This is a genomic window from Achromobacter sp. DH1f (genome assembly GCF_000633435.1).
GTDB lineage: Bacteria > Pseudomonadota > Gammaproteobacteria > Burkholderiales > Burkholderiaceae_B > Achromobacter > Achromobacter deleyi.
In genome coordinates this window covers 91,448-114,092 of sequence record NZ_AYMF01000025.1, presented here as the reverse complement: position 1 = coordinate 114,092, position 22,645 = coordinate 91,448, and the positions used below count along the sequence as shown (strand labels likewise).

Sequence of the window (22,645 nt, the reverse complement as noted above, 5' to 3'; positions counted from 1 at the left end):
GTCCTTGTTCCCGCGCGGCGGGATCAGGGCGCCGGATTCGGGTGGCGCACGTGGATCTGGTCAATGGCCTTCTGCACGTCGGCGGACAGTTCCACGTCGACGCTGTCGATATTTTCCTTCAATTGCTCCAGGTTGGTGGCGCCGATCAGGTTGCTGGTGACGAACGGGCGCTGGTTGACCCAGGCCAGGGCCAGATGCGTAGGCGACACGCCGTGCTGGCGCGCCAGTTCGACGTATTCGCGGGTGGCGGCCTCGGCCTGCGGGTTGCTGTAGCGCGTGAAGCGCGTGTACAGCGTCAGGCGCGCATTGGCCGGACGGGCGCCGTCCAGATACTTGCCGCACAGCATGCCCATTGCCAGCGGCGAATAGGCCAACAGGCCCACGCCTTCGTGGTGGGTGAATTCGGAAAGGCCGATTTCATACACGCGGTTGAGCAGGCTGTAGGCGTTTTGAATGGACGCGATGCGCGGCAGGCCCAGGTTGTCGGACGCCTTCAGGAATTGCGACACGCCCCACGGCGTTTCGTTGGACACGCCCACGTGGCGCACTTTGCCGGCGCGCACGAAATCCTGCAGGACCGACAGGGTTTCTTCGATCGGCACGGTGTGGTCGTCCTTGACCCACGGGTACGACAGCTGGCCGAAGGTCGCGGTGGTGCGGTCGGGCCAATGCAGCTGGTACAGGTCCAGGTAGTCCGTCTGCAGGCGCTTCAGGCTGGCGTCCAGCGCTTCGGTCAGGTTCTTGCGGTCCAGGAAGGTCTTGCCGTCGCGGATGTGGCCGGGGCGCTTGGGGTCGCGCACCGGGCCGGCCACCTTGCTGGCCAGCACGATGTCCTGGCGGCGCTTGCTGCGCGCCAGCCACGTGCCGATATAGGTTTCGGTCAGGCCCTGGGTTTCGGGCTTGGGCGGCACGGGATACATCTCGGCCACGTCGACCAGGTTGATGCCGCGCTCCAGCGCGTAATCCAGCTGCTGGTGGGCTTCGGCCTCGGTATTCTGCTCGCCCCAGGTCATGGTGCCCAGGCCGATCAGGCTGACGTCCAGGTCGGTACGGCCGAGTTTGCGGTATTTCAAGTTCTGCTCCGTGCGGTGTCACTGAAGGGGAACGGTTACCTTACCGCAACTCGGTTGGCGTTTTGCTGACGGCGGCCGGCCGTTGGGCCATCCCGTGGACGGCCGCAGCGCCAGGCATGGGGCGCGCCCCGCCTTACGCGATGGCGTCGCGCACCCAGGCGATCACGTCGCCGTGGCGCGGCGCCCACCCCAGTTCGCGGCGCGCCTTGCCCGACCGGACCCGGCTGTTGGAACCCAGGGCATAGGCGCCCAGGTCCTGCCCCCAGTACGCCACCGCCTGAACGGGGTCCCACGCCTGGGCCGGCCCCAGCTTCAGAGCCTGGGCAATGGCGCCCACCAGGTCGACAAAGGCCGTTTCGCCGTTCTCGACAAAATAGAAGCTGCCCGCCGGCGCTTGAGCCAGCGCCAGGTGGTACAGCTCGGCCACGTCCGCAATGTGCACGTTGGACCAGCGGTTCAGGCCCCGGCCCACGTGGCGCGCGATGCCGCTTTCGCGGGCCTGCGCCACCAGCGGCGGAATCTGCACGCTCTGCGCGCGCGGCGCATCGGTAGAACCATAGATCAGGCTGTGGCACAGCACCACGCTGCGCACGCCCGGCACGGCGCCCAGGATAAGGTCGTTGATGGCAATGCGCGCCACCTTGCCGGGCACCGGTTCGACCGGCGTGGTTTCGTCGAACACCGCGTCCCCCGGCTCGCCCAGCGCATCGTCGCTGACGAGGCTGCTGCCGCTGGTGTGGATGAACGCCTTGCCGCTGCCGGCCAGTCCGGCCAGCAGCGCTTCGACCGCGCCGCGGTGGTCGCTGCTGGCCGCGTTGATGACGGCGTCGGCGGCCTGCGCTTCGGCCTTGAGCAGTGCGGCGTCGTCCAGCGTGCCCAGCACGGGTTCGATGCCGAATCGGCGCAGTTCGTCCGCGCGGTCCGGGTTGCGGATCAGGCCGCGGACCTGATGGCCGGCGCGGACCATCGAGGCCGCGACGGCGCCGCCGATGAAACCGCTGGCGCCTGTGATGAATAGCTTCATGATGCGTTGCTCCTTGCGTGCCGCGTCCGGGGCCAGGCCCGAGGACGCGGGGGTTCGATCGTGGCGGATATCAATCCCAGGCGGCGGCCAGGCCGTCGGGGCTGACTTCGCGGCCGTTGCGATCCAGCGCGGCGATCTGCGCCATGTCGTCCTCGGTCAGGCGCAGGTCGCGGGCCAGCAGGTTGCTGGCCAGGTTGTCGCGCTTGGTCGACGACGGAATCACGGCAAAGCCGCGCTGCAACGCCCAGGCCAGGGCCACCTGGGCCGGCGTGGCGTTGTGGCGCTGCGCGATCTGGCCGATCACCGGGTCCTTGAGCACCTTGCCGTAGGCCAGGGTCATGTACGAGGTGATGTGAATGCCCTGCTCCTGCAGGAAGCTCACCAGCGTGGGGCTTTGCAGGTACGGGCTCAGTTCGATCTGGTTGGTGGCGATGGCGTCCTTGCCCACCGCGGCGATGGCCTCGCGGGTTTCGGCAATGGGGAAGTTGGAAATGCCGATCTGGCGCGTCAGGCCCTGTTCGCGGGCATCGGCCAGCGCGGCCATGAATTCGGCCACGGACACGCCGTTGCCGGGCGCGGGCCAATGGATCAAGGTCAGGTCGACGTAGTCGGTGCGCAGCTTGGCCAGGCTTTCCTTCAGGCTGGGCACCAGTTTCGCGCGGCTATAGTTGGGCACCCAGATCTTGGTGGTCAGGAACAGGTCGCCACGGGCCACGCCGCTGGCCTCGATGGCCTGGCCGACCTCGGCTTCGTTTTCATAGATCTGGGCGGTATCGACGGCGCGGTAGCCCACGTCCAGCGCGTTGCGCACCGAATCGATGACGACCTGGCCCTGCAGGCGGAAGGTACCCACGCCAAAAGACGGAATGCTCATGTAAAAACTCCGGATAAGTGTTGGAATGGGTTCAGTGTGCCTGCGCGATACTTGCGGAATAAGCCCTGTATCGGCGAAATACTTTTGATATAACGTCAAATATGAAGACGACACTCGACGAAATGCAGGTCTTTATCGCCATCGTGGACAGCGGCTCGATCACCGCCGCCGCCGATGCGCTGCAGCAGACCATTTCCGCCACCAGCCGCACCATGAGCCGCCTGGAGGAAAAGCTGCAGACCACGCTGATGCGCCGCACCACCCGCCGGCTGGAACTGACCGAAGAGGGCCGCGCCTACCTGGAGCAGGCCAGGAAGATCATCGCCGCCGTCGAGGAAACCGAAGAACTGATGACCGCGCGCCGCAACCAGCCGGCCGGCCGCCTGCGCGTCGATGCGGCCTCGCCCTTCATGCTGCACGTCATCGTGCCGCTGGTGCCGGGCTACCGCGCGCGCTATCCCAAGGTCGAACTGGAACTGAACAGCAACGAAGGCAACATCGACCTGCTCGAACGCCGTACCGACCTGGCGCTGCGCATCGGCAGCCTGAAGGATTCGTCGCTGCACGCGGTGCCCATCGGCCGCAGCCGCGTGCGGGTGCTGGCCAGCCCCGACTACCTGGCCGCGCATGGCACGCCCAAGCGCATCGACGACCTGCAGGCCCACACGCTGCTGGGCTTCTCGCAGCTGGAAGCGCTGAACCAATGGCCGCTGGCCGACAGCACCGGCGAACCCTTGCACATCCAGCCCGCCATCCGCTCGCACAGCGGCGAAACCCTGCGGCAACTGGCGCTGCACGGCGCCGGCATCGTCTGCCTGTCCGACTTCATGACTCGCGCCGACCGCCAGTCGGGCGCCTTGCAGCAGCTGTTTGCGCGCCAGACGCTGGACGTGCGCCAGCCGATCAACGCGGTCTACTACCGCAACACCGCGATCTCGTCGCGCATCAAGTCGTTCATCGACTACCTGACCGAAACCCTGGGCCCGCGCGGCTTTGATGAGTAGGCGGTGCGGCATAATGGCCGCTTGAACCCGCAACACCGCGCAACACCATGAAGAACAGCTCCAAAGGCGGACTCGTCTATTCCACCGACGGCGGCCGGATGTGCCCGGATTGCCGGCGCCCGCTTGCCGATTGCCAATGCCAGGCGCCAGCGCGCCCTGCCCCGGCCCCCGGCGGCGTGCGCGTCATGCGGGAAACCAAGGGCCGCGGCGGCAAGGCCGTGACCGTGGTGAAAGGCCTGCCGCTGGACACCGACGCGCTCGCTGCGCTGGGCAAGCAATTGCGCACCGCCTGCGGCTCGGGCGGCACCGTCAAGGACGGCATCATCGAAGTCCAGGGCGACCACTGCGACCGCATCCTGGACGCACTCAACAAACTGGGCCACCGCGCCAAACGCGCCGGAGGCTGACGCCATGACCCTGAACCCCGAACTCGTCGACAGCTGGCACGCCCACGTCTATTTCAACGCCGACAGCCGCGACGCGGCCTGGGCCCTGCGCGAACAGGTCATCGCGCACTTCGGCGACACGGTCGACATGGGCCGCTTCCATGAGCGCCCGGTCGGCCCGCATCCGCAATGGAGCTACCAGATCGCGTTCGCGCCGCCCGCGCTGCATCAGGTGATGACATGGCTGACGCTGAACCACGGCGCGCTGGACGTGTTTCTGCACCCCAATACCGGCCAGTCACTGCGCGACCACCGCGACTGCGCCGTATGGATCGGGCATAGCCATGTGTTGAACCTGGCGGCGCTGGGCGGCTGACGTCGCTAGGCGGCTGGCGATGCCGGCGCCTCGAACCGCGCCATCAGGAAATCGATGAACGCGCGTGTGCGCGCCGACAGGTTGCGCTTGCTGGGGTAGTACACGAACAGGTCCGCCGACGGCAGGATGAAATCAGGCAGCACCACGCGAAGCCGGCCGCTTTCCAGGTACTTGGCCAGGTCCCATTCCGAACGGATCAAAATGCCGTGGCCGTCCAGCGCCCAGTTCAGCACGATGTCGCCGTCGTTGCTGGACAGCGCGCCGCGCACCTTCACCGTGTCGGCGCGGCCGTCATGCGTGAAGCGCCATACGCCATAGGCATCTTCGTTCTGGCGGTGGATGATGCACTGGTGCCGTTCCAGGTCTTTCAGGCTGGCGGGTTCGCCATGCTGCGCCAGGTAGCGCGGCGCCGCGCACAGGAAGCGCCGGTTCGACAGGACGCGCCGGGCCACCAGGCGCTGGTCGGGCAAGGCGCCGAAACGGATGCCCAGGTCCACCCCGCTTTCGACCAGGTCAATGGGCCGGTCGGTGACGTCCAGCTGCACCTCGACCTGCGGATGGCGCGCGGCAAACTCGGACACGATGGGCGCAATGGCCGTGCGGCCAAAGCCCAGCGTGGCATTGATGCGCAGCAGGCCCTTGGGCACCGAGCGGCTGGACGACACCACGTCTTCCATCTCGCGCACATCGGCCAGGATGCGCGTGGCGTAGTGCAGGTAGGTTTCGCCTTCGGGTGTGAGGCTGATGCTGCGCGTGGTGCGGTTCACCAGCCGCACGCCCAGCCGCGCTTCGAGCTGGGCCAAGCGCTTGGTGGCGGCGGGCGGGGTCAGGTCGAGCATGCGCGCCACCGCCGACAGATTGCCGTGGCGGGCCAGCAGCACGAAGAATTCCAGCGAAGACGCCAGGTCGTGGTTCATGGAAAGCCCTTGCCCGAAGGCGCGACCGCAGCCGATGCCTGGCGCGGCTTTATTCACTTAAAGTTAATAAAGATGTGATTTCCAGCGAATCATAAGGCGAGTCGACGCGAATAATCTACGATTTTCCCCATCCGCCGCCCGGCCCAGGAGACAGCATGAAAATCATCGAGATTCGCGAGAAGACCGTTCCCATCAGTTCGCCCATCCGCAACGCCTACATCGATTTCAGCAAGATGACGCTGAGCCTGGTGGCGGTGGTGACCGATGTGGTGCGCAACGGCAAGCGCGTGATCGGCTACGGCTTCAATTCCAATGGCCGCTATGGCCAGGGCATGCTGATGCGCGAACGCTTCATTCCCCGCCTGCTGGAAGCGGACCCCGCCAGCCTGTTGAACGACGCGGGCGACAACCTGGATCCGCACCGCATCTGGAACACGATGTACACCAACGAAAAACCCGGCGGCCACGGCGAACGCTCGGTGGCCATCGGCACGCTGGACATGGCGGTGTGGGACGCGGTGGCCAAGATCGAAGGCAAGCCCCTGTTCCAGCTGCTGGCCGAACGCTATGGCAACGGCCAACCCGACCGCCGCGTGTTCGTCTACGCGGCCGGGGGCTACTACTACCCGGGACAGGACCACGCCAAGCTCAAGGACGAAATGCGCAGCTACGTCGACCGCGGCTACACCGTGGTCAAGAAGAAGATCGGCGGCGCCTCGCTGGACGAAGACCTGCGCCGCATCGATTCGATCCTGAGCGTGCTGGGCGACGGCCGCAAGCTGGCGGTCGACGCCAATGGCCGCTTCGACCTGGACACCGCCATCCAGTACGCCAAGGCGTTGTCGCAGTACGATCTCTTCTGGTACGAGGAAGCCGGCGACCCGCTGGATTTCGAACTGCAGGCCACCTTGCGCAACTACTACGACAAGCCGATGGCCACGGGCGAAAACCTCTTTTCGATGCAGGACGCGCGCAACCTGATCCGCTACGGCGGCATGCGCCCCGACCGTGACTGGCTGCAATTCGACTGCGCGCTCAGCTACGGCCTGGTGGAATACCTGCGCACGCTGGACATGCTGCGCCAGCATGGCTGGTCGGCCAGCCGCTGCATTCCGCATGGCGGCCACCAGATGTCGCTGAACATCGCGGCCGGCCTGGGGCTGGGCGGCAACGAATCCTACCCCGACCTGTTCCAGCCATATGGCGGCTTTCCCGATGACGTGCGGGTCGACAACGGCTACGTCACGCTCCCGGAATTGCCCGGCATCGGCTTCGAGGGCAAGTCAGACCTGATCGCCGAAATGCACAAGCTGGCGGAATAAGGGCCTGCCTCAACGCGGCCCGGGCTAGTCCTGGCCCGCCGCCCCTTGCAGATAGCGGCCCGGCGTCATGCCGTAAGCACGCTTGAACATGGCGATGAAATTGCTGGGCGTGGCGTAACCCAGCGCGTCGGCCACCTGCGCCACCGGCTGGCCGGCGCTGAGCCGTTCCAGCGCGTGGATCAAGCGCAACTGCTGGCGCCATTGCGCAAAGCCCAGGCCGGTTTCGTCGGCGAACAGGCGCTGCGCCGTGCGGGGCGCGAGGCCCGCTTGCACGGCAAGCGCGTCCAACGAGCGATTGTCGGCGGGGTCGTCGGCCAGGGCCTGCGCCAGGCGGGCCAGGCGCCGATCGCGCGGCCACGGCAGGTGCAGGGGTTCTTGCGGCGCGGCTTCGATCTCGTCCAGCAACACCGCCGCGAACCGCGACTGCGCCGCATCCAGCGACAGCTTGTCCGGCCAATCGCCCGCGCGCCGCACCATGGCGCGCAGCAGGCTGCCCACCCCCAGCACGCACGGCGCGACCGGCAGGCGGGCGGCGGCCTCGGGATGCACCAGCGCAACCCAGCCGCCGGCCGCGTCCGCCACGCTGACCTGGTGCCGCTGGCCAGGCGGAATCCAGCCCGCCCGTTGCGGCGGCAACAGCCATGCCCCCGCCTCGGTGCGCACCTGCATCGAGCCGCTGTCCACCCCGAACAACTGGCCGCGCGCGTGCGCATGCCAGTCGTAGTCGCGCGAGCCCAGGCGGAATTCGTTGCCCGGCGCATCCGCGCCGTGAAACACGCACAGCGCCGGGCCGTCCAGCAGTTCGCTGTAGTCGGGGCAGGGCGGGGAATCGGGCTGTCGGGTTTGCATGGTTTGTTGGCGCACCGGCATTACCGGCGCAAGACCGCTTGCGCGCAAGCTGCAAGGGTACCGGTCGATCCGGCTTTCTTCGAGAGCATTATGCAGAATCTCCATGTTTCCATCATCGGCGCCGGCCTGGGTGGCCTGTGCCTGGCGCAGGGCCTGGCGCGCGCCGGCATCGACGTCGACGTCTACGAACGCGATGCGCGCACCGACAGTCGCGTGCAGGGCTACCGCCTGCGCATCGACGCCACCGGCCAGGCGGCGCTGGCGCACTGCCTGCCGCCCGCATTGAATACCCTGTTCCTGCAAAGCTGCTCGGCCCATGACCATCCCGGCCCCATGCTGGACGCCCGCTTGCAAGCGCTGCCGCAACGGGCAGCCGGCACCTGGCAGCTGGACGACGGCGCCGTGCCCGACCGCTCGGCGCACCGGCAGACGCTGCGGGAGATCCTGTTGTCCGGGCTTGAAACACGCGTGCATTTCGACCGCAAGGTGGTCGGCCTGGACGCGGCGGGCTTGCACCTGGATGGCCTGCCCATGCGGACCGACACGCTCGTCGTGGCCGCCGACGGCGTGCATTCCGTGTTGCGGCGCCAGCATCTGCCGCAGGCCCAGCCTGAGGACACCGGCACCGTCACGATCTTCGGCGTGGCGCCGGCGGACTGCCTGGCACGCAACGATCTGCCTGCGGACTTGCAAGCCGGCGCGGGCGTGGTGTTCGGCCCAGGCTACGCGCTGGTGCTGGACGCCATGCAACTGCCGGCGCTGCCGCCGCTTGCGCGACAGTGCGCCGCCGGCCCGCTCAGCGACATACCGTCCTACCAGTACTGGGCCGTCATCGGCGAACGGGCCGCCGTGCTGGGCACGGACGCGGTCTGGCGTGACATCGACGCGGCCCCGCACGATGCCCAGGCGGGCCAACGCTGGCAACGCGCCGCCGAACGCCTGCTGGCCCCGGTGCACCCCGCGCTGGCCGCCATGGTGGCCGCCAGCGATCCGGCCGGCATCGCCTTGAAAACCGTCTACAGCGCCCCCGCCCTGCCCCGCTGGACGCAACCCGGCCTGACCTTCCTGGGCGACGCCGTGCACGCGATGAGCCCGGCAGGCGGACTGGGCGCGAACACGGCCCTGGCCGACGCGCAATCGCTGGCCACCTTGTTGGCGCAGACGCGACAAGGCCTGCCGCCGGGGCAGGCCTTGCAACGCTATGAAGCGGATCTGCGCCAACGTGGGGATGCCGCCGTACGCCAATCGGCGCTGGCCGCCGCCCGCATCATGGGTCGCTGACCCGCCGGGCCGGATGGACGATAATCGGCGGCTTGAGGTTGCCATTCGGCATTCCCCCCACCCCACGGCCCCTATGCGCATGCGTTCAACACTTCGCCGTTGCGTCTTTGCCGCGCTCGTCCTGGCCGCGTCGTCCAGCGCGCAGGCGCAGGACTGCAAGGCGGACGACTACTCGCCCATCTGTACCGACATGCGGGCACAGGCCGCCTACGAGGCGGCCGATGGTGATCTCAACAAGGTCTACCAGCAGGTGCTGAAACGGCTGTCGCAGCCTCGCACCGAGGATATCGACTACCCCGCGCTGAAAACGAAATTCACCCAGGCCCAACGGCAGTGGGTGCGTTTTCGGGATAGCGAGTGCGATGCCTGGTACGGGGTCAACCAGGCCGGGACCGGACGCAACGCAGACCAGATGGCCTGCCTGCTCAAGAGAACGCAACAGCGAACCGGGCAGTTGCAGGAGTGGCAGGCCTATCTGCCCTAGCACGTGCCAGGGCAATCCGTCTGGCCCTGTCCACCCGGCAAGCCGGGTCGACAGGGCCATGCGGCCTCAATGGTCGGCGGTCTGCGGGGCCAGCGCCGGGGCTTTGCGCGCCTTGCGCAGGAACACCACCAGCTGCCACACCACCGCGGCGCCGATCAGGCCCAGCAGCGTGCCGCTGATCGGACGCGAGAAGAACGTACCGAACTCGCCGCGGCTGAGCAGCATGGCGCGACGGAAGTTCTCTTCCAGCATCGGGCCCAGGATGAAGCCCAGCATCAACGGCGCCGCTTCCATGCCCAGGCGCAGGAACAGGTAGCCGATCAGGCCGAAGATCGCCGTGATGTAGATGTCGTCCAGGTTGTTGTTGATGCTGAACGTGCCGATGCAGCAGAAGAACAGGATCGCCGGGAACAGCACCGTGTACGGGATCTTGAACACCGACAGCCAGTAGCGCACCAGCGGCACGTTCAGGATCAGCAGGAAGCAGTTGCCCACCCACATGCTGGCCACCAGGCCCCAGAACAGGTCCGGGTGGGTGGCGATCATGTTGGGGCCGGGCTGGATGCCCTTGACGATGAATGCGGCCAGCATCAGCGCCATGACGGCGTTTTCGGGGATGCCAATGGCCATCAGCGGAATGAAGCTGGTGCGAGCGGCCGCTTCGTCGGCGGCGGCTTGACCGGCCACGCCTTCGATGGCGCCGCTACCGATTTCGTCGCGATACTTGCTGAAGCGCTTGTCAGCGGCATAGGCGGCGAACTGCGCGATGGTGGGGCCGCCGCCGGGCAGGATGCCCAGCACCGAACCGACCACGCTGCCGCGCAACGCGCTGGGGATGATGCGCTTGAACTCGGGCCACGTCGGAATCAGCTTGATCTTGCCGTTGAACGGCGTCAGCGTATTGCGGTTGTCCAGGTTCTTGACGATTTCGGCGATACCGAAGCAGCCCAGCGCGATGCTGATCAGCCCCACGCCGTCCTGCAGGAAGGCCAGGTCCATCGTGTAGCGCGCCACGCCGCTGTTCACGTCGGTGCCGATCACGCCCAGCAGGATGCCGATCATGGCCATGGCCAGGCCGTTGAGCAGGCTGCCGCTGCTGACGAAGCTGACGCAGAAAAAGCCCAGCAGCATCAGCGCGCAGTAGTCGGCCGGACCGAACAGCAGGCCCACTTCGCCCAGCGCCGGCGCCATCGTCGACAGCACCACGATCGCAACCGTGCCGCCGATGAAGCTGGAGACGCCCGCGGTGAACAAGGCCAGGCCGGTCTTGCCCTTCAGGTTCATCTGGTAGCCGTCGATACACGCCACGATACTGCTGGCATGCGGGATCTTCATGGTGATGGCGCTGACACTATCGCCGTATTGGGCGCCGTAATAGATGCCGGCCAGCATGATGAGCGCGCCGCCGGTGGGAATGGAATAGGTCAGCGGCAACAGCAGGCTGATGGTGGACAGCGGGCCCAGGCCCGGCAGCAGGCCGACCAGGGTGCCGACCACGCAACCGATGGCGCAGTACATCAGGTTCTGCAGCGTCAGCGCGTGTTCGAAACCGAACGCGAGGTTGTTCAGGATTTCCATGGATGTCGCTCTATCAGAACAAGGGCAGGTTAAGGCCGAGCAGATTCCGGAAAGCGAATGCCACCGCGATCAGGCCCAGGGAAATCTTGATGTTGCGCACCACCGAATACGAGGTGCCAGCCAGCGTCGAGCAGAACACCAGGAAGATGATGCCGACGATCATGTTGATGAAACCGGACACCACCGCAAAGCCGCACAGGCTGAGCATGATGATCGCGATGTTCTTGAAGCTGTAGCTGAGCGGCACCGGCGGCACGAAGCGCGAGCGCAGCACGGTGATCAGGCCGATCACCCCCAACAGCGAACTGACCATCAACGGGAACAAGCCCGGTCCGGATCGGCTGAACGTCCCCAATTGATATTTCGTGGCCGCCAATCCGAACAACAAAGCGAAGGCGATCATGAAGAGCCCCGCGACGAAGTTTCTATTGCTTAGATACATAAGACACGCCCTCCCAGGCGATGCATTTTTTGCTTATTTTTTCTGCCCGGTTCTCACACCGGCCAGCTTTGCTCGCCTGTCTTCCCGCTGAAAATTTCGGTGCTGCGGACGAGTTCGGCAGATAGTAGAGATCGACACTTCCAATCTGCTTTCGCTTTTTGCGCCGGAACGCGCCAAACACTTATCGCTTTCCCGTAGGTCGCGTGACATGAAGCTGACTGTTTTCTGAATGCATGTAAAAATTCAGGAAGCCGTCAGGCACGACCCCATTTTCAGCAAGATAAAAACTGCGCGCGCAGGCCGATCCGACGCTGCGGACAACGCCAGCGAGAGGGGAAACATGGGATGGAAACCCGGGCGAAAAACCCGGTGGGAAAGCGGTGCTGAAAAGCGGTGCTGAAAAGCGGTGCGATCAGCCGCCGTGCACCCCGCCCCGATAGGTCTTGATCTGCCCGCGCAATTCGCCATCGGGATGCGCCGCGGTGGATGCGCTGACATACCAGCGCTCGGCGATCAAGTCTTCGATCTGCGCCGGGGTCAACGTGCTGCGGCCCTGCAATTCACGCGCGCCACGGTCTTCTTCCAGCACGAAGGGCGGCAACACGATGACGGCGGGCGCGTTCTCGCGTTCGGTCGCGGGGCCGTGAAAGGCCGCCTGCGTTTCAGGCCCGGTCATGCGCGCCAGCGTCACGCGCCATTCCAACACGCCGGTGGCGGTGTACAGCGTGGCGCGCATCGAGCCGCCCGCCGGGGCCTTGACCGGCGGCACCACGTTCGAGGCATCGATCGAGGCATCGAAGAACATGAACTCGGGCCGTGGCGCTGCGCCCCCCGCCTGGGTCGACGCGCCGCGTTCGGATGCAGACGGCGCCACGCCGAAGCCGCCCGACCAGGCGGCGCGCCCCAGGACAAGCCCTGCCGTGCCCGCGGCCAGCCTGAGCAATGCGTGAAGGGTCTGACGTCGGCTGAACATGGGCATCCTTTTTTAAGGACCAAAAGGTAAGAAGAGGAAGGCGAAAAAAATCCCGCCGGACTGCGGCGGGACTATCGTAGCGCGGGCCAGCCGTGCGCAGACGGCGGCCGGTCAGGCGTGCGCCAGGGCCAGGCGCGGCTGCCCGGCGGCCTGCACATTGTCGCGCAGCTTGAACAGCGCCACCGTGCCGGCCAGGGCGCGCGCCTGATCGCTCAGCATGGCCGAGGCGGCGGCTGACTCTTCCACCAGCGCGGCGTTCTGCTGCGTGGCCTGGTCCATGTCCGACACGGCGCGGTCGATCTGGCTGATGCCCACGCTTTGTTCGGCCATGGCGCCGTGAATCTCGCTGACCAGGCGCTGCACGCGCGAAATGCCGTCGACGATCTCGCCCATGGTCACACCGGCCGCCTGCACGCGTTCGGTGCCGCTCTTGACGTTCTGCACCGAGGTCTGGATCAAGCCGCGGATCTCTTGCGCCGATGCCGCGCTGCGTTGCGCCAGCGTGCGCACTTCGCCCGCCACCACCGCAAAGCCGCGGCCCTGTTCGCCCGCGCGGGCCGCTTCCACCGCGGCGTTCAGCGCCAGGATGTTGGTCTGGAAGGCAATGCCGTCGATCACGCTGATGATCTCGGTGATGCGCTCGGACGATTGCGAGATCGCGCTCATCGTCGTGACGGCGTCCGTCACCACCTGGCCGCCGCGTTCGGCGGCCGAGCTGGCTTCGGTGGCCAGGCGCGTCGCCTGTTCCGCGGTCTCTTCCGTCTGGCGCACGCTGGAGGTCAGCTGCGTCAGCGCCGACGAGGTTTCCTGCAAGGAACCGGCCGACGTTTCCGTGCGCTGCGACAGGTCGCGGTTGCCCATTTCGATTTCGCTGGTGGCGGCGGTCATGGAATGCACGCCGGTGCGCACGTCCAGCATGACGTGGCTGATCTTGTCGACAAACGCGTTGAACGATGCCGAGATCTGCGCCACTTCATCATGCCCCACCACCGCCAGGCGATGCGTCATGTCGCCGTCGCCCGAGCCGATCGTGTCCATGGCGTCGCGCACCGCCGACAGGCGCTTGAACGCGCGCGAGGTCACCACGCTGGCCAGCAGCACGGCCACCAGCGTCAGCACCACCACCGACACCAGCGTGGCGTTGAGCACCTGCGTGAGGCCGGCGGTGGCCTCGGCCCGGTCCAGCGCGATCACCAGGAACCAGTCGGTGCCCGGAATGGCGCGCGCCTTGAGCAACTTGGGCACGCCGGCCAGCGTCACCGCCACCGGCGCCGCGCCGTCATGCGCCATGCCGGCCAGAACCGCGGGCGTGAGTTCGGCGGCCACGTCGGTGGACGGCTTCAATGCCAGCTTGTCGTCCACGTGCGAGATCACCTGGCCATCGGCGGCCAGCACGAATGCAATGCTGGACGGCGTGGGCCGGATGGCCTTGATGATGGCCTGGATGCCGTCCAGCGGCACGGCGCCGCTCAGGGCGCCGACGGTCTGGCCGCTACGCACCATGGGCGTGGTGAAGGCCACGTACAGCTTGCCCGTGCCCGAATCGCCATAAGGCTTGGTCACGGTCAGCTTGCCCGCGGCCACCGCGCTCTTGTACCAGGGGCGCGCCGTGGGGTCGTAGTCGGCGGCCGTCTGCGTGGTCGACAGATAGCTCTTGTCCGACCAGCCGATGGTGGTGATGGGAAAGCCGTTGGTCTCGCCCATCAGCTTGGCCAGGCCGCGCGGGTCGCCCTTTTCGACGACGGCGGCGGTGGCGGTCACGGCCTGGGCCTTGTCGGCCGACCAGCGTTCGATGGCGCTGGCGTTGCCGGCGGCGATGGCGTCCAGGTCGGCCGAGATGGTGGCCATCATGTTGTCGCGCACGATCTGGTACGTGACGATGCCCGAGAGCACCAGCGCGCCGATGACGGTAACGCAAGTAATCAACAGGATCCTGTTGCGCAACGAGGTGATTTTCATGCTTGCCTTCTGACTGCAACTGCCCATGCCGGAGGGCACGGGTATCCAGGTACACGGCGCTTGCGGCCGCGTCACCCTGGCTTACGGCAGTGCAACATGGGACTTTAGGGGCAAGGCATAATGGTGCGACCGTCGGCCGCAGGCCGGCGGCGATACGCCAGCGTTTTCCAGGGAGCTTTCGTTGGACCCCATTCTTGCCGAACTATCGGCGTCGCTGCAGGCGGCCAAATCGGTCGAGCAGTTGACCCGCCCCTTACTCGACATGCTGGGCGCCGTCACGGGCCTGGAATCCACCTACCTCACGTCGATCGACCCGGACGCCGACCAGCAGCACGTGCGCTACGCGCGCAACGTCGGCACCTTGCAGATCCCCGAAGGCCTGTCGGTGCCGTGGTCCGACACGCTGTGCAAGCGCGCGCTGGACGAAGGCCGCATGGCCACCAGCGACGTCGCCGCCTGCTGGCCCGATTCCGACGCGGCGCGGCAACTGGGCATCCAGACCTACGTCAGCGCCCCCATCCGCACCGACGACGGCCTGCTGCTGGGCACGCTGTGCGGCGCCAGCGCCCGCCAGCAGGCCGTGGCGCCGCAGGCCGAATCCATCCTGCGGCTGTTTTCCAGCGTGATCGCCAATTTCATCGAACGCGAACAACTGGTCGCGGAACTGCGCCAGGCCAATATGCAGCTGATGGCCTACGCGCTGACCGACCCGCTGACCGGCCTGCCCAACCGCCGCGCGCTCTACGAAGAACTGGACCGCCTGCGCAGCCGCGCGCTGCGCGATGGCGACAGCGTGCTGGTGGGCGTGGTCGACCTGGACGGTTTCAAGGGCATCAACGACACCTACGGCCACCAGCAGGGCGACGTCTTCCTGCAGGAAATTGCGCGGCGCCTGGCCATGGCCGTGCGCACCTCGGACATGGTCGGCCGGCTGGGCGGCGACGAGTTCGTGCTGATCGGCCCCGGGCCCGCACTGGCGCGCGGCGATGCCGCCCCGGGCCAGGACGCCGAACGCGGCGACGCCCAGGAAGCCGCCCGCTCGCTGGAAGACCGCGCGGCCGCCGCCACCGTCGGGCGCTATCAGCTGGGCGACACCGCCCTGCCCTACGAAGGCGCCAGCGTCGGCGTCGTGGCGCTGGACCCGCGCGGCCTGGCCGCCGAAGAAGCGGTGCGGCTGGCGGATGCCCGCATGTATGAGATCAAGCGGGCGCGCAAGGCGGCGCGCACGATTCACTGACGCCGGATCTCGCCCGGCCCCGGACCTTCCTGCCGCCACCGCCCCGATACTCGGGGCTTGCGCAACACATAAGCATTTGCTAATGTGTTGCCATGCAAGAAAATGACGTCTTCAAGGCCCTGGCCGACCCGACCCGCCGCGCGATCTTCGACAAGCTCGCCGCAGGCAGCATGAACGCCAGCGCGCTGCGCGAGGGCATGGCCATCAGCCAGCCCGCCATCTCGCAGCACCTGGCGGTATTGCGCCAGGCGCGGCTGGTGCGCGAGGAACGCCAGGGGCGCTTCGTCAACTATGAAGTCGACCCGGACGGCCTGGCACTGCTCGCCGGCTGGCTGGGCAAGTACCGCGCCTACTGGCCGGCACGGGTCGACGCGTTGAAAACGCTGCTCAAGGACATGGACCAATGAACGCCACGGAACCCGACCTGGACACGACGCTGGTGCTGGACTACGAGCTGGACGCCCCGCCCGAAAAAGTCTGGCGCGCCCTCAGCATCCCGGCGCTGCGCGATCAATGGCTGCCCGGCGGCGACCTGGCCGACGCCGAACCGCTGGCCGCCACGCCCGGCGTCGAGGTCCGCTACCGCCTGCGCGACACGTTGCCGCCCTGCCTGGAAAGCGTGGTGACCTTCCAGCTGCACCCCACCGCCGACGGCGGCACCCGCCTCACCATCATCCACACGCCCGACGACGCCCGGCTGGCGCGGCCCGTGCCGCAGGCCGCCAACGGCCCCTGGCAGGCGTTCAAGCTGGCCGCCTGACGCCACCCTTTTTTGTTTTTCAATGCGCGGCCGTTCTGCGGCCGCCTGACAGGAGCTCGCCCATGCGCGACACGATGCAGCTCGTCCCGATGGTCGTGGAACAGTCCGGCCGCGGCGAAAGATCCTTCGACATCTACTCGCGCCTGCTGCGCGAACGCATCATCTTCCTGTCCGGCGAGGTCAACGACGCCGTGTCGGCCCTGGTGTGCGCGCAGCTGCTGTTCCTGGAAGCCGAGAACCCCGGCAAGCCGATCCACCTGTACATCAACTCGCCCGGCGGCGTCATCACCAGCGGGCTGGCCATGTACGACACCATGCAGTTCATCAAGTCGCCGGTGCACACGCTGTGCATGGGCACTGCGCGATCGATGGGCTCGTTTCTGCTGATGGCAGGCGAACCCGGCTACCGCGCCGCGCTGGCCAACGCCAGCCTGCACGTGCACCAGCCGCTGGGCGGCTTTCAGGGGCAGGCGTCCGACATGCTGATCCATGCCGAGGAAATGCAGCGCACCAAGCAGCGCATCATCCGGCTGTACGCCGAACACTGCGGACGCAGCTACGAAGACGTCGAGCGCAGCCTGGACCGCGACCGCTACCTGAGCGCCGAGGAAGCCGTGCAATGGGGCCTGATCGATCGCGTGATGGACCCGCGCACGATGGGCAATTGATCGGGGCGCCCGGCAGCCGCGAGGCTCGCCGGGCGGACGTCGCGCTAGGCCTGGGCCAGCGGCCGCTGGTGGCGCGCACGCAGCACGGCGTTGACGGCAGCCCCCACGGCCAGCAGCGCCGCAGTCCCCAGGAACACGGCCGGCATGCCGAAATGGCCGCCGATGAAACCGCCCAGCACGGGGCCTGCCACCTGGCCCACGTACTGCGCCGAAATCGACAGCCCCAGCACATTGCCGCCCACGCCGTCGGGCACGTTGTGGCGGATCACGCTGGTCACGCAGGGCAGCAGCCCGCCCAGCGCCAGGCCCATCAGGAAGCGCAACGCCACCAGTTGCCAGCCCTCGGTCACAAAGGCTTGCGGGATCAAGAGCAGCGCGGCCACGGCCAGCGCGCCGACGATCACCGTCCAATGGCCCACGCGGTCGGCCAGCCGGCCCAGCCGCGATGCCGACAGGATGGCGCCCAGCGCCGCCGCCGACATCACCACGCCCGACACCAGCGTGACGCGGGCCGGGTCTTGCACCAGTTCGCCCACGTAGACCGTGATGATGGGTTCGATCGACATGGTGGCGAACATCAGCAGCATGCCGGTGGCCAACATGGCGGCCACCGGCCGTTTGTCTGGAATCTGCGCCCAGCCGCCCTTCCTGGGCCCGGCCGCCTTGGCGGGCCTGGCCGGACGCGGCATTTCCTTGATGAGGAACACGGTGGCCAGGAAGGCCAGGAAGATCACGCCGCCGGCCAAGAGGAACGTGGCGCGGATGCCGATCAGCGGCGGCAGCGCGCCCCCGATGAGCGGCCCCACCAGGTTGCCCGCCATGATGCCGGCCGACAGCACGCCCAGGGCCCAGCCCGACCGCGCCTTGGGCGCCTGCATCGCCACCAGGATGGTCGAGCCCGACGCGTACCCGCCCGCAAACCCCACCAGCAGCCGCAGCAGCACCAGTTGCCACACCGACTGCACCATGCCCGTCAGCGACATGCAGATCGCCATGCCCAGCGAGGCGCGCACCAGCATCAGCTTGCGGCCGTAGCGGTCACCCAGCCGGCCCCACAGCGGCGCCACCAGCGCGGCCGCGAAAAACGTCGCGCCATAGGCCACGCCCGACCACTGCACGATGGCGGCATGGCCCACCGCGCCCAGCTCTTCCACATACAGCGGCAGGAACGGCAGCAGCAGCGTCATCGCCACGATGGTGCTGAACGAACCGGCGAAACAGACCGCCAGATTGCGCCGCCAGTGGACGTTTTCGTCCGGCGAGGCGGGCGCGGCGCTGGCCGTGGGGGAAGTCATGGAAGGAGTCCTTGTGGAGGGGTCGGTAAAAGCGCGCCATGCGCGCATCCCGGATTGTTGCCAGCCGGCCGGCCTGCAACAAGACCAGCCCCGATACCGGTATTGCGGCTACCCCCCACCGGCGCATCCGCCTGCCCGCGGCGGGCAGGTGCCCGCCCCGCCGGCCGGCTGTCACAGGAATGCTGTTAGTCTTGCAGCGCCGCGCGGCATCTTCCGCGTCCCTTCTTTTTCCGCGAGTCCCCCATGACCAGCCCCCTGTACCAAGCTTCCGTGCCCGTTCTCACGCAGATGCTGACCGCCCTGTCCGGCGTGCTGCAAAAGGCCGAGGCCCACGTCGTCGCCAAGAACATCGACCCCAGCGCGCTGCTGCAGGCGCGCCTGTTCCCCGACATGTTCCCGCTGGTGCGCCAGGTGCAGATCGCCTGCGACTTCGCCAAGGGTATTTCGTCGCGCCTGGCCGGCGCCGAAGTGCCGTCCTGGCCTGACAGCGAAACCACGTTTGCCGAGCTGCAAGCGCTGATCGCCAAGGCCCTGGCCCACGTCGGCTCGTTCCAGCCGGAACAGTTCGCCCAGAGCGAAGGCCGTGAAATCGTGCTGCGCCCGGGTACTCCCAAGGAAAAGAAGCTGAGCGCCAGCGCCTACCTGCTGCACTATGGCCTGCCGCAATTCTTCTTCCACGTCACCACCGCCTACGACCTGCTGCGCCACAACGGCGTGGAAATCGGCAAGCGCGACTACATGGGCGCGTACTGATCCGCGAGGGCGGATCAGACGTTCAAGCGGCCGGGCGGCTTACGCGTCCGGCCCGAGACCGGCGCCGGTCAGGCGCCCCGCAGCCAGGCCTTGGGCGTCGCCCCGTGGTGCGCCTTGAACGCCTTGATGAAATGGCTGAGGCTGGCAAAGCCGATGCGGTAGCCGGTTTCGGTCACCGAGCAGCCGCGCGCCAGCAGGCTGGCCGCCGCATCCATCCGCGCCTGCAGCAGGCAGGCGTGCACCGAACGGCCGTATAGCGCCATGAAACCGGCCTGCAGGCGCTTTTCGCTCAAGCCTACCGATTCCGCCAATTGCCGCACCGTGCGGCAGTCGGCGTAGTCGCGCTGGATGCGCCGGTAGGCCTCGGCCAGGCGCCTGCGGTCAGCCGGCGCCGGCAGGTCGCCGCCCGGCCGGGCCAGGTGTTTCAACGTCAAGGCCAGCGCTTCGTGCGCCTTGCCTTGCAGGTATAGCGACGCAATGTCGCCACGCTCGCGGCTCCAGGCCAGGATCTCGTGCGCGACGCGCTCCAGGCCCGACCACAGTGGCAATGCCGCCAACTGGGCGCCCCGCGCGGGCACGCTGCCATCCATCGAAAACAGGCCGGCGGGCGCCCCTTGCAAGGTGCGCTGCCATAAGGCGCGGACGGCTTCGCCCGAAAAACGGATATCGACGCTGCGGATCGCCCGGCGGCCCTTGAAGTCGTCCCAACCCGGCGCGGGTTCGCCCGTGGCGTGCAGGATCACGCTGCCCGGCCCGACCTGCATGGCTGCGCCGCCGTCGAACCCCAGGCCGAAGCAGCCATCCAGCACCACCGCCACGCCGACGCTCGATTGCGCCATGCCGCTGGCGGCCCAGTCCGAATCAGGGCGGCCGTCGAAGCAGCCGATGGAAATGTCGCCCGGCAGGGGATGCACCGTCCGGATCTCGCGCCAGTCGGGCGGCATCAGGCCGAGCATGTCCTGCGCGGTCAGCGGCGCGGCGTCGCCCGGGAGGGCATGCGGCGGGTAGGCCATATTTTCTCGATTCCGCAATTTCCGGCGCGGATTCGCTAGCGCGGCCGTCGCCTCGCCTGGATGATAACAATTTTCATCCTCATCAAGGCCGACATGCCCCCTGCCTCTTCCCCCAGCCCGCGCCGCGAGGCTGGCGTCCTGTTCGTCTTCAACATGCTGTGCCTGACCGCCATGATGGCGTTCGTGCCGGTGATCGGCCCGGTGGTGCGGGGCCTGCGGCTGGCCGAATGGCACGGCGGCCTGGTCATCACCATTGCCGGCCTGTTGTGGATGCTGATGGCGCGTTACTGGGGCCGGCGCAGCGACCGCATCGGCCGCCGCGCCACCTTGCTGCGCGCCGCCGCCGGCTACATCGTCAGCTACCTGCTGCTGGCCGCCGGGCTGGACCTGATGCTGCGCGAACCGCCGCCGCTGTGGCTGGCGCTGGCGGCGCTGCTGGTGCTGCGCGCCCTGATCGGCGCCTTCTATGCCGCGATGCCGGCGGTCAGCGCCGCGCGCATCGCCGACATCACCGCGCCCGAACAGCGCGGCGCGATGATGGCCAAGCTGGGCGCGGCCAACGCCTTCGGCATGGTGCTGGGCCCGGCCATCGGCGGCCTCCTGGCCAAGGGCAGCCTGATCCTGCCGCTGTACTTCGCCGCGGCGCTGCCGCTGTTGGGCGCGCTGTGGCTGGCCCTGAAGCTGCCGTCAGACGCCGCGCATCAACCGCGCCCCACGCCGCCGCTGAAACTGAGCGATCCGCGCCTGCGCCTGCCGCTGGCCGCCATGGTGCTGGCCATGAGCGCCGTCATCACCGCGCAGATGATCGTGGGCTTCTATGCGATGGATGCCCTGCACCTCGATGCCGTGGCCGCCGCGCGCGCCGCCGGCATCGCGATGACGACGGTGGGCGTGGTGCTGATCCTGGTACAGCTGGGCCTGGCCAAGACGCGGCGCATGAATGCCGCCCGCTGCCTGACGGCGGGCGCGGTATTGGCGGGCGTGGGTTTTCTGCTGGTGCCCTGGCTGGGCGGCGCGCTGGGCCTGTACGGCTGCTATGCCGTGATGGCCGCGGGCATGGGGCTGGTGTTCCCGTCGATCCAGACCCTGGCCGCCAATGCCGTCAACCCCGAAGAGCAAGGCATCGCCGCCGGTTCGGTCACCGCCGTGCAGGGCATGGCGATGGTGGTGGCGCCGCTGGCATGCACGCTGCTGTATGGCGTGCGGCCCTGGCTGCCGTACGTGGCCGCCGCCAGCCTGTTGCTGCTGCTGGCGCTGGCGGCGGCCACGCATCTGCGTCGTGCGCGGGCCTATTCCGTGATCTGAATCTTGGCCTGGTCGATGATGACCTGGTAGCGCTTCATCTCGGCATCGATGAACTTGGCGAACGCCGCCGAGTCCTTCACCGAGGGTTCAAAGCCCAGGCCGTTCAACTGCTCGGCCACCTTGGGGCTGGCCATGACCTTGGCCGACACCGATTCCAGCTTGCGCAGGATCGGCTGCGGCAGGTTGGCCGGGCCCCAGACGCCGTACCAGGAATAGAACTCGAAGTTCTTCTGGCCCTGTTCCTTCATGGTGGGCACGTTGGCCAGCAGCGGACTGCGTTCGGCGCCGGTCAGCGCCACGGCGCGCAGCTTGCCCGCGCGCACCATCGGCAAGGACGACAGCATCGGGTCGATCAGCCCCTGCACCTGGCCGCCCACCATGTCCGACAGAGCCGGGCCGCCGCCGCGATACAGCACGATGGGAATCTGCTCCAGGCCGTTGTCGTGCAGGAACGAGGCCGCGGCCAGGTGGCCGGCCGAACCGAAGCCGGTGGTGGCGAACGAGTATTTCTGCGGGTCCGCCTTCAGCACCTTGACCAGCTCTTGCACGTTGTTGGCCGGCACCTTGGGGTTGACGCTGAAGATCAGCGCGCCCTGCGCCAGCTCGCTGATCGGCGTGAAGTCCTTGACCGAATCGAACTTGATGGTCTTCTTGTACAGCAGCGGATTGATCGCGTGGATCGACGCGTTCAGGTACAGCGTGTAGCCGTCGGGCGCCGCACGCGCCACGTAGGCCGCGCCGATCATGCCCGAGGCGCCGGCGCGGTTTTCCACCACCACGGACTGGCCCAGCTCTTTGCCCAGCTGCTCGGCATACAGCCGCGCCACACCGTCGACGGAACCGCCGGGCGGGTGCGGCACCACCAGCGTGATGGGGCGCTGCGGATAGGCGTCTTCGGCCAGCGCGGCGGCGCCGGACAGCGCCCCCACGGCCAGCAGGGCGACGCTGAGCAGCCGCTTGAGCGGCGTGGGGCGGGACAGGAATCGGGACATGATGGTCTCTCTAGGCGATGGCGCAGTCATTTCGAGCGCGCAGCAGCGGTCCACGCCATCGGACGCGATGCGCGCGTCCG

At 67.6% G+C, this 22,645-nt stretch carries 24 protein-coding genes; 12 read left to right on the top strand and 12 right to left on the bottom strand.

All coding sequences use genetic code 11. The annotated features are described in order from the left end of the window. Positions 1 to 23: 23 nt before the first annotated feature. From U858_RS0121310 to dkgB, 3 genes are all read right to left on the bottom strand, one after another. On the bottom strand, positions 24 to 1,073 hold the full coding sequence (locus U858_RS0121310; RefSeq protein WP_025139189.1) for an NADP(H)-dependent aldo-keto reductase: 1,050 nt from the start codon (positions 1,071 to 1,073) through the stop codon (positions 24 to 26). Between the two features lie 133 nt (positions 1,074 to 1,206). Beyond that, complete coding sequence (locus tag U858_RS0121305) at positions 1,207 to 2,097, bottom strand: NAD-dependent epimerase/dehydratase family protein (protein WP_025139188.1); 891 nt, start codon at positions 2,095 to 2,097, stop codon at positions 1,207 to 1,209. A 70-nt stretch (positions 2,098 to 2,167) separates the two neighbouring features. Then, positions 2,168 to 2,971: a 2,5-didehydrogluconate reductase DkgB gene (gene dkgB / locus U858_RS0121300; RefSeq protein WP_025139187.1), complete on the bottom strand. Its 804-nt coding sequence runs from the start codon at positions 2,969 to 2,971 to the stop codon at positions 2,168 to 2,170. Between the two features lie 101 nt (positions 2,972 to 3,072). On the opposite strand from dkgB, the gene U858_RS0121295 reads away from it, so the two are divergent. From U858_RS0121295 to U858_RS0121285, 3 genes are read left to right on the top strand one after another with little or no spacing between them, the layout of a single operon-like run. Further along, the gene (locus tag U858_RS0121295; protein ID WP_025139186.1) at positions 3,073 to 3,975 is read left to right on the top strand and encodes a LysR family transcriptional regulator; all 903 of its coding nucleotides are present in this window, start codon (positions 3,073 to 3,075) and stop codon (positions 3,973 to 3,975) included. A 47-nt stretch (positions 3,976 to 4,022) separates the two neighbouring features. Further along, the gene (locus U858_RS0121290) at positions 4,023 to 4,382 is read left to right on the top strand and encodes a translation initiation factor Sui1 (protein ID WP_025139185.1); all 360 of its coding nucleotides are present in this window, start codon (positions 4,023 to 4,025) and stop codon (positions 4,380 to 4,382) included. 4 nt (positions 4,383 to 4,386) lie between these two features. Further along, positions 4,387 to 4,737 (top strand): DOPA 4,5-dioxygenase family protein, encoded by a 351-nt coding sequence (locus U858_RS0121285; RefSeq protein ID WP_025139184.1) that lies wholly within the window; start codon positions 4,387 to 4,389, stop codon positions 4,735 to 4,737. Positions 4,738 to 4,742: 5 nt separating this feature from the next. On the opposite strand, the gene U858_RS0121280 is transcribed toward U858_RS0121285, so the two are convergent. Beyond that, on the bottom strand, positions 4,743 to 5,654 hold the full coding sequence (locus U858_RS0121280; RefSeq protein ID WP_025139183.1) for a LysR family transcriptional regulator: 912 nt from the start codon (positions 5,652 to 5,654) through the stop codon (positions 4,743 to 4,745). Positions 5,655 to 5,809: 155 nt separating this feature from the next. Between U858_RS0121280 and U858_RS0121275 the strand changes: the two genes are divergently transcribed. Further along, the gene (locus U858_RS0121275; protein WP_025139182.1) at positions 5,810 to 6,976 is read left to right on the top strand and encodes a mandelate racemase/muconate lactonizing enzyme family protein; all 1,167 of its coding nucleotides are present in this window, start codon (positions 5,810 to 5,812) and stop codon (positions 6,974 to 6,976) included. Between the two features lie 24 nt (positions 6,977 to 7,000). On the opposite strand, the gene U858_RS0121270 is transcribed toward U858_RS0121275, so the two are convergent. Then, positions 7,001 to 7,825, bottom strand: a complete 825-nt coding sequence (locus U858_RS0121270; protein ID WP_025139181.1) for a helix-turn-helix domain-containing protein — start codon at positions 7,823 to 7,825, stop codon at positions 7,001 to 7,003. 90 nt (positions 7,826 to 7,915) lie between these two features. Between U858_RS0121270 and U858_RS0121265 the strand changes: the two genes are divergently transcribed. Both U858_RS0121265 and U858_RS33860 read left to right on the top strand, forming a co-directional pair. Continuing rightward, entirely contained in the window at positions 7,916 to 9,106 is a 1,191-nt protein-coding gene (locus U858_RS0121265; protein ID WP_025139180.1) for an NAD(P)/FAD-dependent oxidoreductase, read from the top strand. A 79-nt stretch (positions 9,107 to 9,185) separates the two neighbouring features. After that, positions 9,186 to 9,590: a lysozyme inhibitor LprI family protein gene (locus U858_RS33860; protein ID WP_157838837.1), complete on the top strand. Its 405-nt coding sequence runs from the start codon at positions 9,186 to 9,188 to the stop codon at positions 9,588 to 9,590. Positions 9,591 to 9,656: 66 nt separating this feature from the next. Here U858_RS33860 and U858_RS0121255 read toward each other — a convergent pair whose 3' ends face one another. From U858_RS0121255 to U858_RS0121240, 4 genes are all read right to left on the bottom strand, one after another. Continuing rightward, positions 9,657 to 11,168, bottom strand: a complete 1,512-nt coding sequence (locus U858_RS0121255; protein ID WP_025139178.1) for a tripartite tricarboxylate transporter permease — start codon at positions 11,166 to 11,168, stop codon at positions 9,657 to 9,659. Positions 11,169 to 11,181: 13 nt separating this feature from the next. Next, positions 11,182 to 11,610: a tripartite tricarboxylate transporter TctB family protein gene (locus tag U858_RS0121250; protein ID WP_025139177.1), complete on the bottom strand. Its 429-nt coding sequence runs from the start codon at positions 11,608 to 11,610 to the stop codon at positions 11,182 to 11,184. Between the two features lie 412 nt (positions 11,611 to 12,022). Continuing rightward, positions 12,023 to 12,583, bottom strand: coding sequence for a CHRD domain-containing protein (locus U858_RS0121245; protein WP_157838836.1), 561 nt, complete (start codon positions 12,581 to 12,583; stop codon positions 12,023 to 12,025). A gap of 111 nt (positions 12,584 to 12,694) precedes the next feature. Continuing rightward, positions 12,695 to 14,542, bottom strand: coding sequence for a methyl-accepting chemotaxis protein (locus U858_RS0121240; protein ID WP_025139175.1), 1,848 nt, complete (start codon positions 14,540 to 14,542; stop codon positions 12,695 to 12,697). Positions 14,543 to 14,723: 181 nt separating this feature from the next. On the opposite strand from U858_RS0121240, the gene U858_RS0121235 reads away from it, so the two are divergent. The 4 genes from U858_RS0121235 (at position 14,724) to U858_RS0121220 (ending at position 17,207) form a co-directional block, all read left to right on the top strand. Beyond that, positions 14,724 to 15,779, top strand: coding sequence for a sensor domain-containing diguanylate cyclase (locus U858_RS0121235; RefSeq protein ID WP_025139174.1), 1,056 nt, complete (start codon positions 14,724 to 14,726; stop codon positions 15,777 to 15,779). Between the two features lie 92 nt (positions 15,780 to 15,871). Further along, a complete protein-coding gene (locus U858_RS0121230) occupies positions 15,872 to 16,186 on the top strand; it encodes a helix-turn-helix transcriptional regulator (protein WP_025139173.1) in 315 nt (104 codons plus the stop codon). Further along, positions 16,183 to 16,539 carry an SRPBCC domain-containing protein gene (locus tag U858_RS0121225; RefSeq protein WP_025139172.1) on the top strand — a complete coding sequence of 119 codons (357 nt, stop codon included), beginning with the start codon at positions 16,183 to 16,185 and terminating at the stop codon, positions 16,537 to 16,539. Before U858_RS0121230 ends, U858_RS0121225 begins: the two co-directional genes overlap by 4 nt. Positions 16,540 to 16,601: 62 nt before the next feature. Beyond that, a complete protein-coding gene (locus U858_RS0121220) occupies positions 16,602 to 17,207 on the top strand; it encodes an ATP-dependent Clp protease proteolytic subunit (RefSeq protein WP_025139171.1) in 606 nt (201 codons plus the stop codon). A gap of 44 nt (positions 17,208 to 17,251) precedes the next feature. On the opposite strand, the gene U858_RS0121215 is transcribed toward U858_RS0121220, so the two are convergent. Beyond that, positions 17,252 to 18,502 (bottom strand): MFS transporter, encoded by a 1,251-nt coding sequence (locus tag U858_RS0121215; RefSeq protein WP_025139170.1) that lies wholly within the window; start codon positions 18,500 to 18,502, stop codon positions 17,252 to 17,254. A gap of 243 nt (positions 18,503 to 18,745) precedes the next feature. Between U858_RS0121215 and U858_RS0121210 the strand changes: the two genes are divergently transcribed. Beyond that, a complete protein-coding gene (locus U858_RS0121210; RefSeq protein ID WP_025139169.1) occupies positions 18,746 to 19,255 on the top strand; it encodes a DUF1993 family protein in 510 nt (169 codons plus the stop codon). Between the two features lie 68 nt (positions 19,256 to 19,323). Here U858_RS0121210 and U858_RS0121205 read toward each other — a convergent pair whose 3' ends face one another. Continuing rightward, positions 19,324 to 20,268 carry an AraC family transcriptional regulator gene (locus tag U858_RS0121205; RefSeq protein WP_025139168.1) on the bottom strand — a complete coding sequence of 315 codons (945 nt, stop codon included), beginning with the start codon at positions 20,266 to 20,268 and terminating at the stop codon, positions 19,324 to 19,326. A gap of 93 nt (positions 20,269 to 20,361) precedes the next feature. On the opposite strand from U858_RS0121205, the gene U858_RS0121200 reads away from it, so the two are divergent. Continuing rightward, positions 20,362 to 21,573: an MFS transporter gene (locus tag U858_RS0121200; RefSeq protein WP_232786577.1), complete on the top strand. Its 1,212-nt coding sequence runs from the start codon at positions 20,362 to 20,364 to the stop codon at positions 21,571 to 21,573. Here U858_RS0121200 and U858_RS0121195 read toward each other — a convergent pair. Continuing rightward, positions 21,558 to 22,565: a tripartite tricarboxylate transporter substrate binding protein gene (locus U858_RS0121195; protein ID WP_025139166.1), complete on the bottom strand. Its 1,008-nt coding sequence runs from the start codon at positions 22,563 to 22,565 to the stop codon at positions 21,558 to 21,560. The two genes, U858_RS0121200 and U858_RS0121195, sit on opposite strands and share 16 nt — an antisense overlap. Positions 22,566 to 22,645 lie beyond the last annotated feature (80 nt).

Bases quoted from the DNA above. Each gene is read 5' to 3' on its own strand.
- U858_RS0121305 (WP_025139188.1), bottom strand. From the start codon at position 2,097: ATGAAGCTATTCATCACAGGCGCCAGCGGTTTCATCGGCGGCGCCGTC.
- dkgB (WP_025139187.1), bottom strand. From the start codon at position 2,971: ATGAGCATTCCGTCTTTTGGCGTGGGTACCTTCCGCCTGCAGGGCCAG.
- U858_RS0121295 (WP_025139186.1), top strand. From the start codon at position 3,073: ATGAAGACGACACTCGACGAAATGCAGGTCTTTATCGCCATCGTGGAC.
- U858_RS0121290 (WP_025139185.1), top strand. From the start codon at position 4,023: ATGAAGAACAGCTCCAAAGGCGGACTCGTCTATTCCACCGACGGCGGC.
- U858_RS0121285 (WP_025139184.1), top strand. From the start codon at position 4,387: ATGACCCTGAACCCCGAACTCGTCGACAGCTGGCACGCCCACGTCTAT.
- U858_RS0121280 (WP_025139183.1), bottom strand. From the start codon at position 5,654: ATGAACCACGACCTGGCGTCTTCGCTGGAATTCTTCGTGCTGCTGGCC.
- U858_RS0121275 (WP_025139182.1), top strand. From the start codon at position 5,810: ATGAAAATCATCGAGATTCGCGAGAAGACCGTTCCCATCAGTTCGCCC.
- U858_RS0121270 (WP_025139181.1), bottom strand. From the start codon at position 7,825: ATGCAAACCCGACAGCCCGATTCCCCGCCCTGCCCCGACTACAGCGAA.
- U858_RS0121265 (WP_025139180.1), top strand. From the start codon at position 7,916: ATGCAGAATCTCCATGTTTCCATCATCGGCGCCGGCCTGGGTGGCCTG.
- U858_RS33860 (WP_157838837.1), top strand. From the start codon at position 9,186: ATGCGTTCAACACTTCGCCGTTGCGTCTTTGCCGCGCTCGTCCTGGCC.
- U858_RS0121255 (WP_025139178.1), bottom strand. From the start codon at position 11,168: ATGGAAATCCTGAACAACCTCGCGTTCGGTTTCGAACACGCGCTGACG.
- U858_RS0121250 (WP_025139177.1), bottom strand. From the start codon at position 11,610: ATGTATCTAAGCAATAGAAACTTCGTCGCGGGGCTCTTCATGATCGCC.
- U858_RS0121245 (WP_157838836.1), bottom strand. From the start codon at position 12,583: ATGTTCAGCCGACGTCAGACCCTTCACGCATTGCTCAGGCTGGCCGCG.
- U858_RS0121240 (WP_025139175.1), bottom strand. From the start codon at position 14,542: ATGAAAATCACCTCGTTGCGCAACAGGATCCTGTTGATTACTTGCGTT.
- U858_RS0121230 (WP_025139173.1), top strand. From the start codon at position 15,872: ATGCAAGAAAATGACGTCTTCAAGGCCCTGGCCGACCCGACCCGCCGC.
- U858_RS0121225 (WP_025139172.1), top strand. From the start codon at position 16,183: ATGAACGCCACGGAACCCGACCTGGACACGACGCTGGTGCTGGACTAC.
- U858_RS0121220 (WP_025139171.1), top strand. From the start codon at position 16,602: ATGCGCGACACGATGCAGCTCGTCCCGATGGTCGTGGAACAGTCCGGC.
- U858_RS0121215 (WP_025139170.1), bottom strand. From the start codon at position 18,502: ATGACTTCCCCCACGGCCAGCGCCGCGCCCGCCTCGCCGGACGAAAAC.
- U858_RS0121210 (WP_025139169.1), top strand. From the start codon at position 18,746: ATGACCAGCCCCCTGTACCAAGCTTCCGTGCCCGTTCTCACGCAGATG.
- U858_RS0121205 (WP_025139168.1), bottom strand. From the start codon at position 20,268: ATGGCCTACCCGCCGCATGCCCTCCCGGGCGACGCCGCGCCGCTGACC.
- U858_RS0121200 (WP_232786577.1), top strand. From the start codon at position 20,362: ATGCCCCCTGCCTCTTCCCCCAGCCCGCGCCGCGAGGCTGGCGTCCTG.
- U858_RS0121195 (WP_025139166.1), bottom strand. From the start codon at position 22,565: ATGTCCCGATTCCTGTCCCGCCCCACGCCGCTCAAGCGGCTGCTCAGC.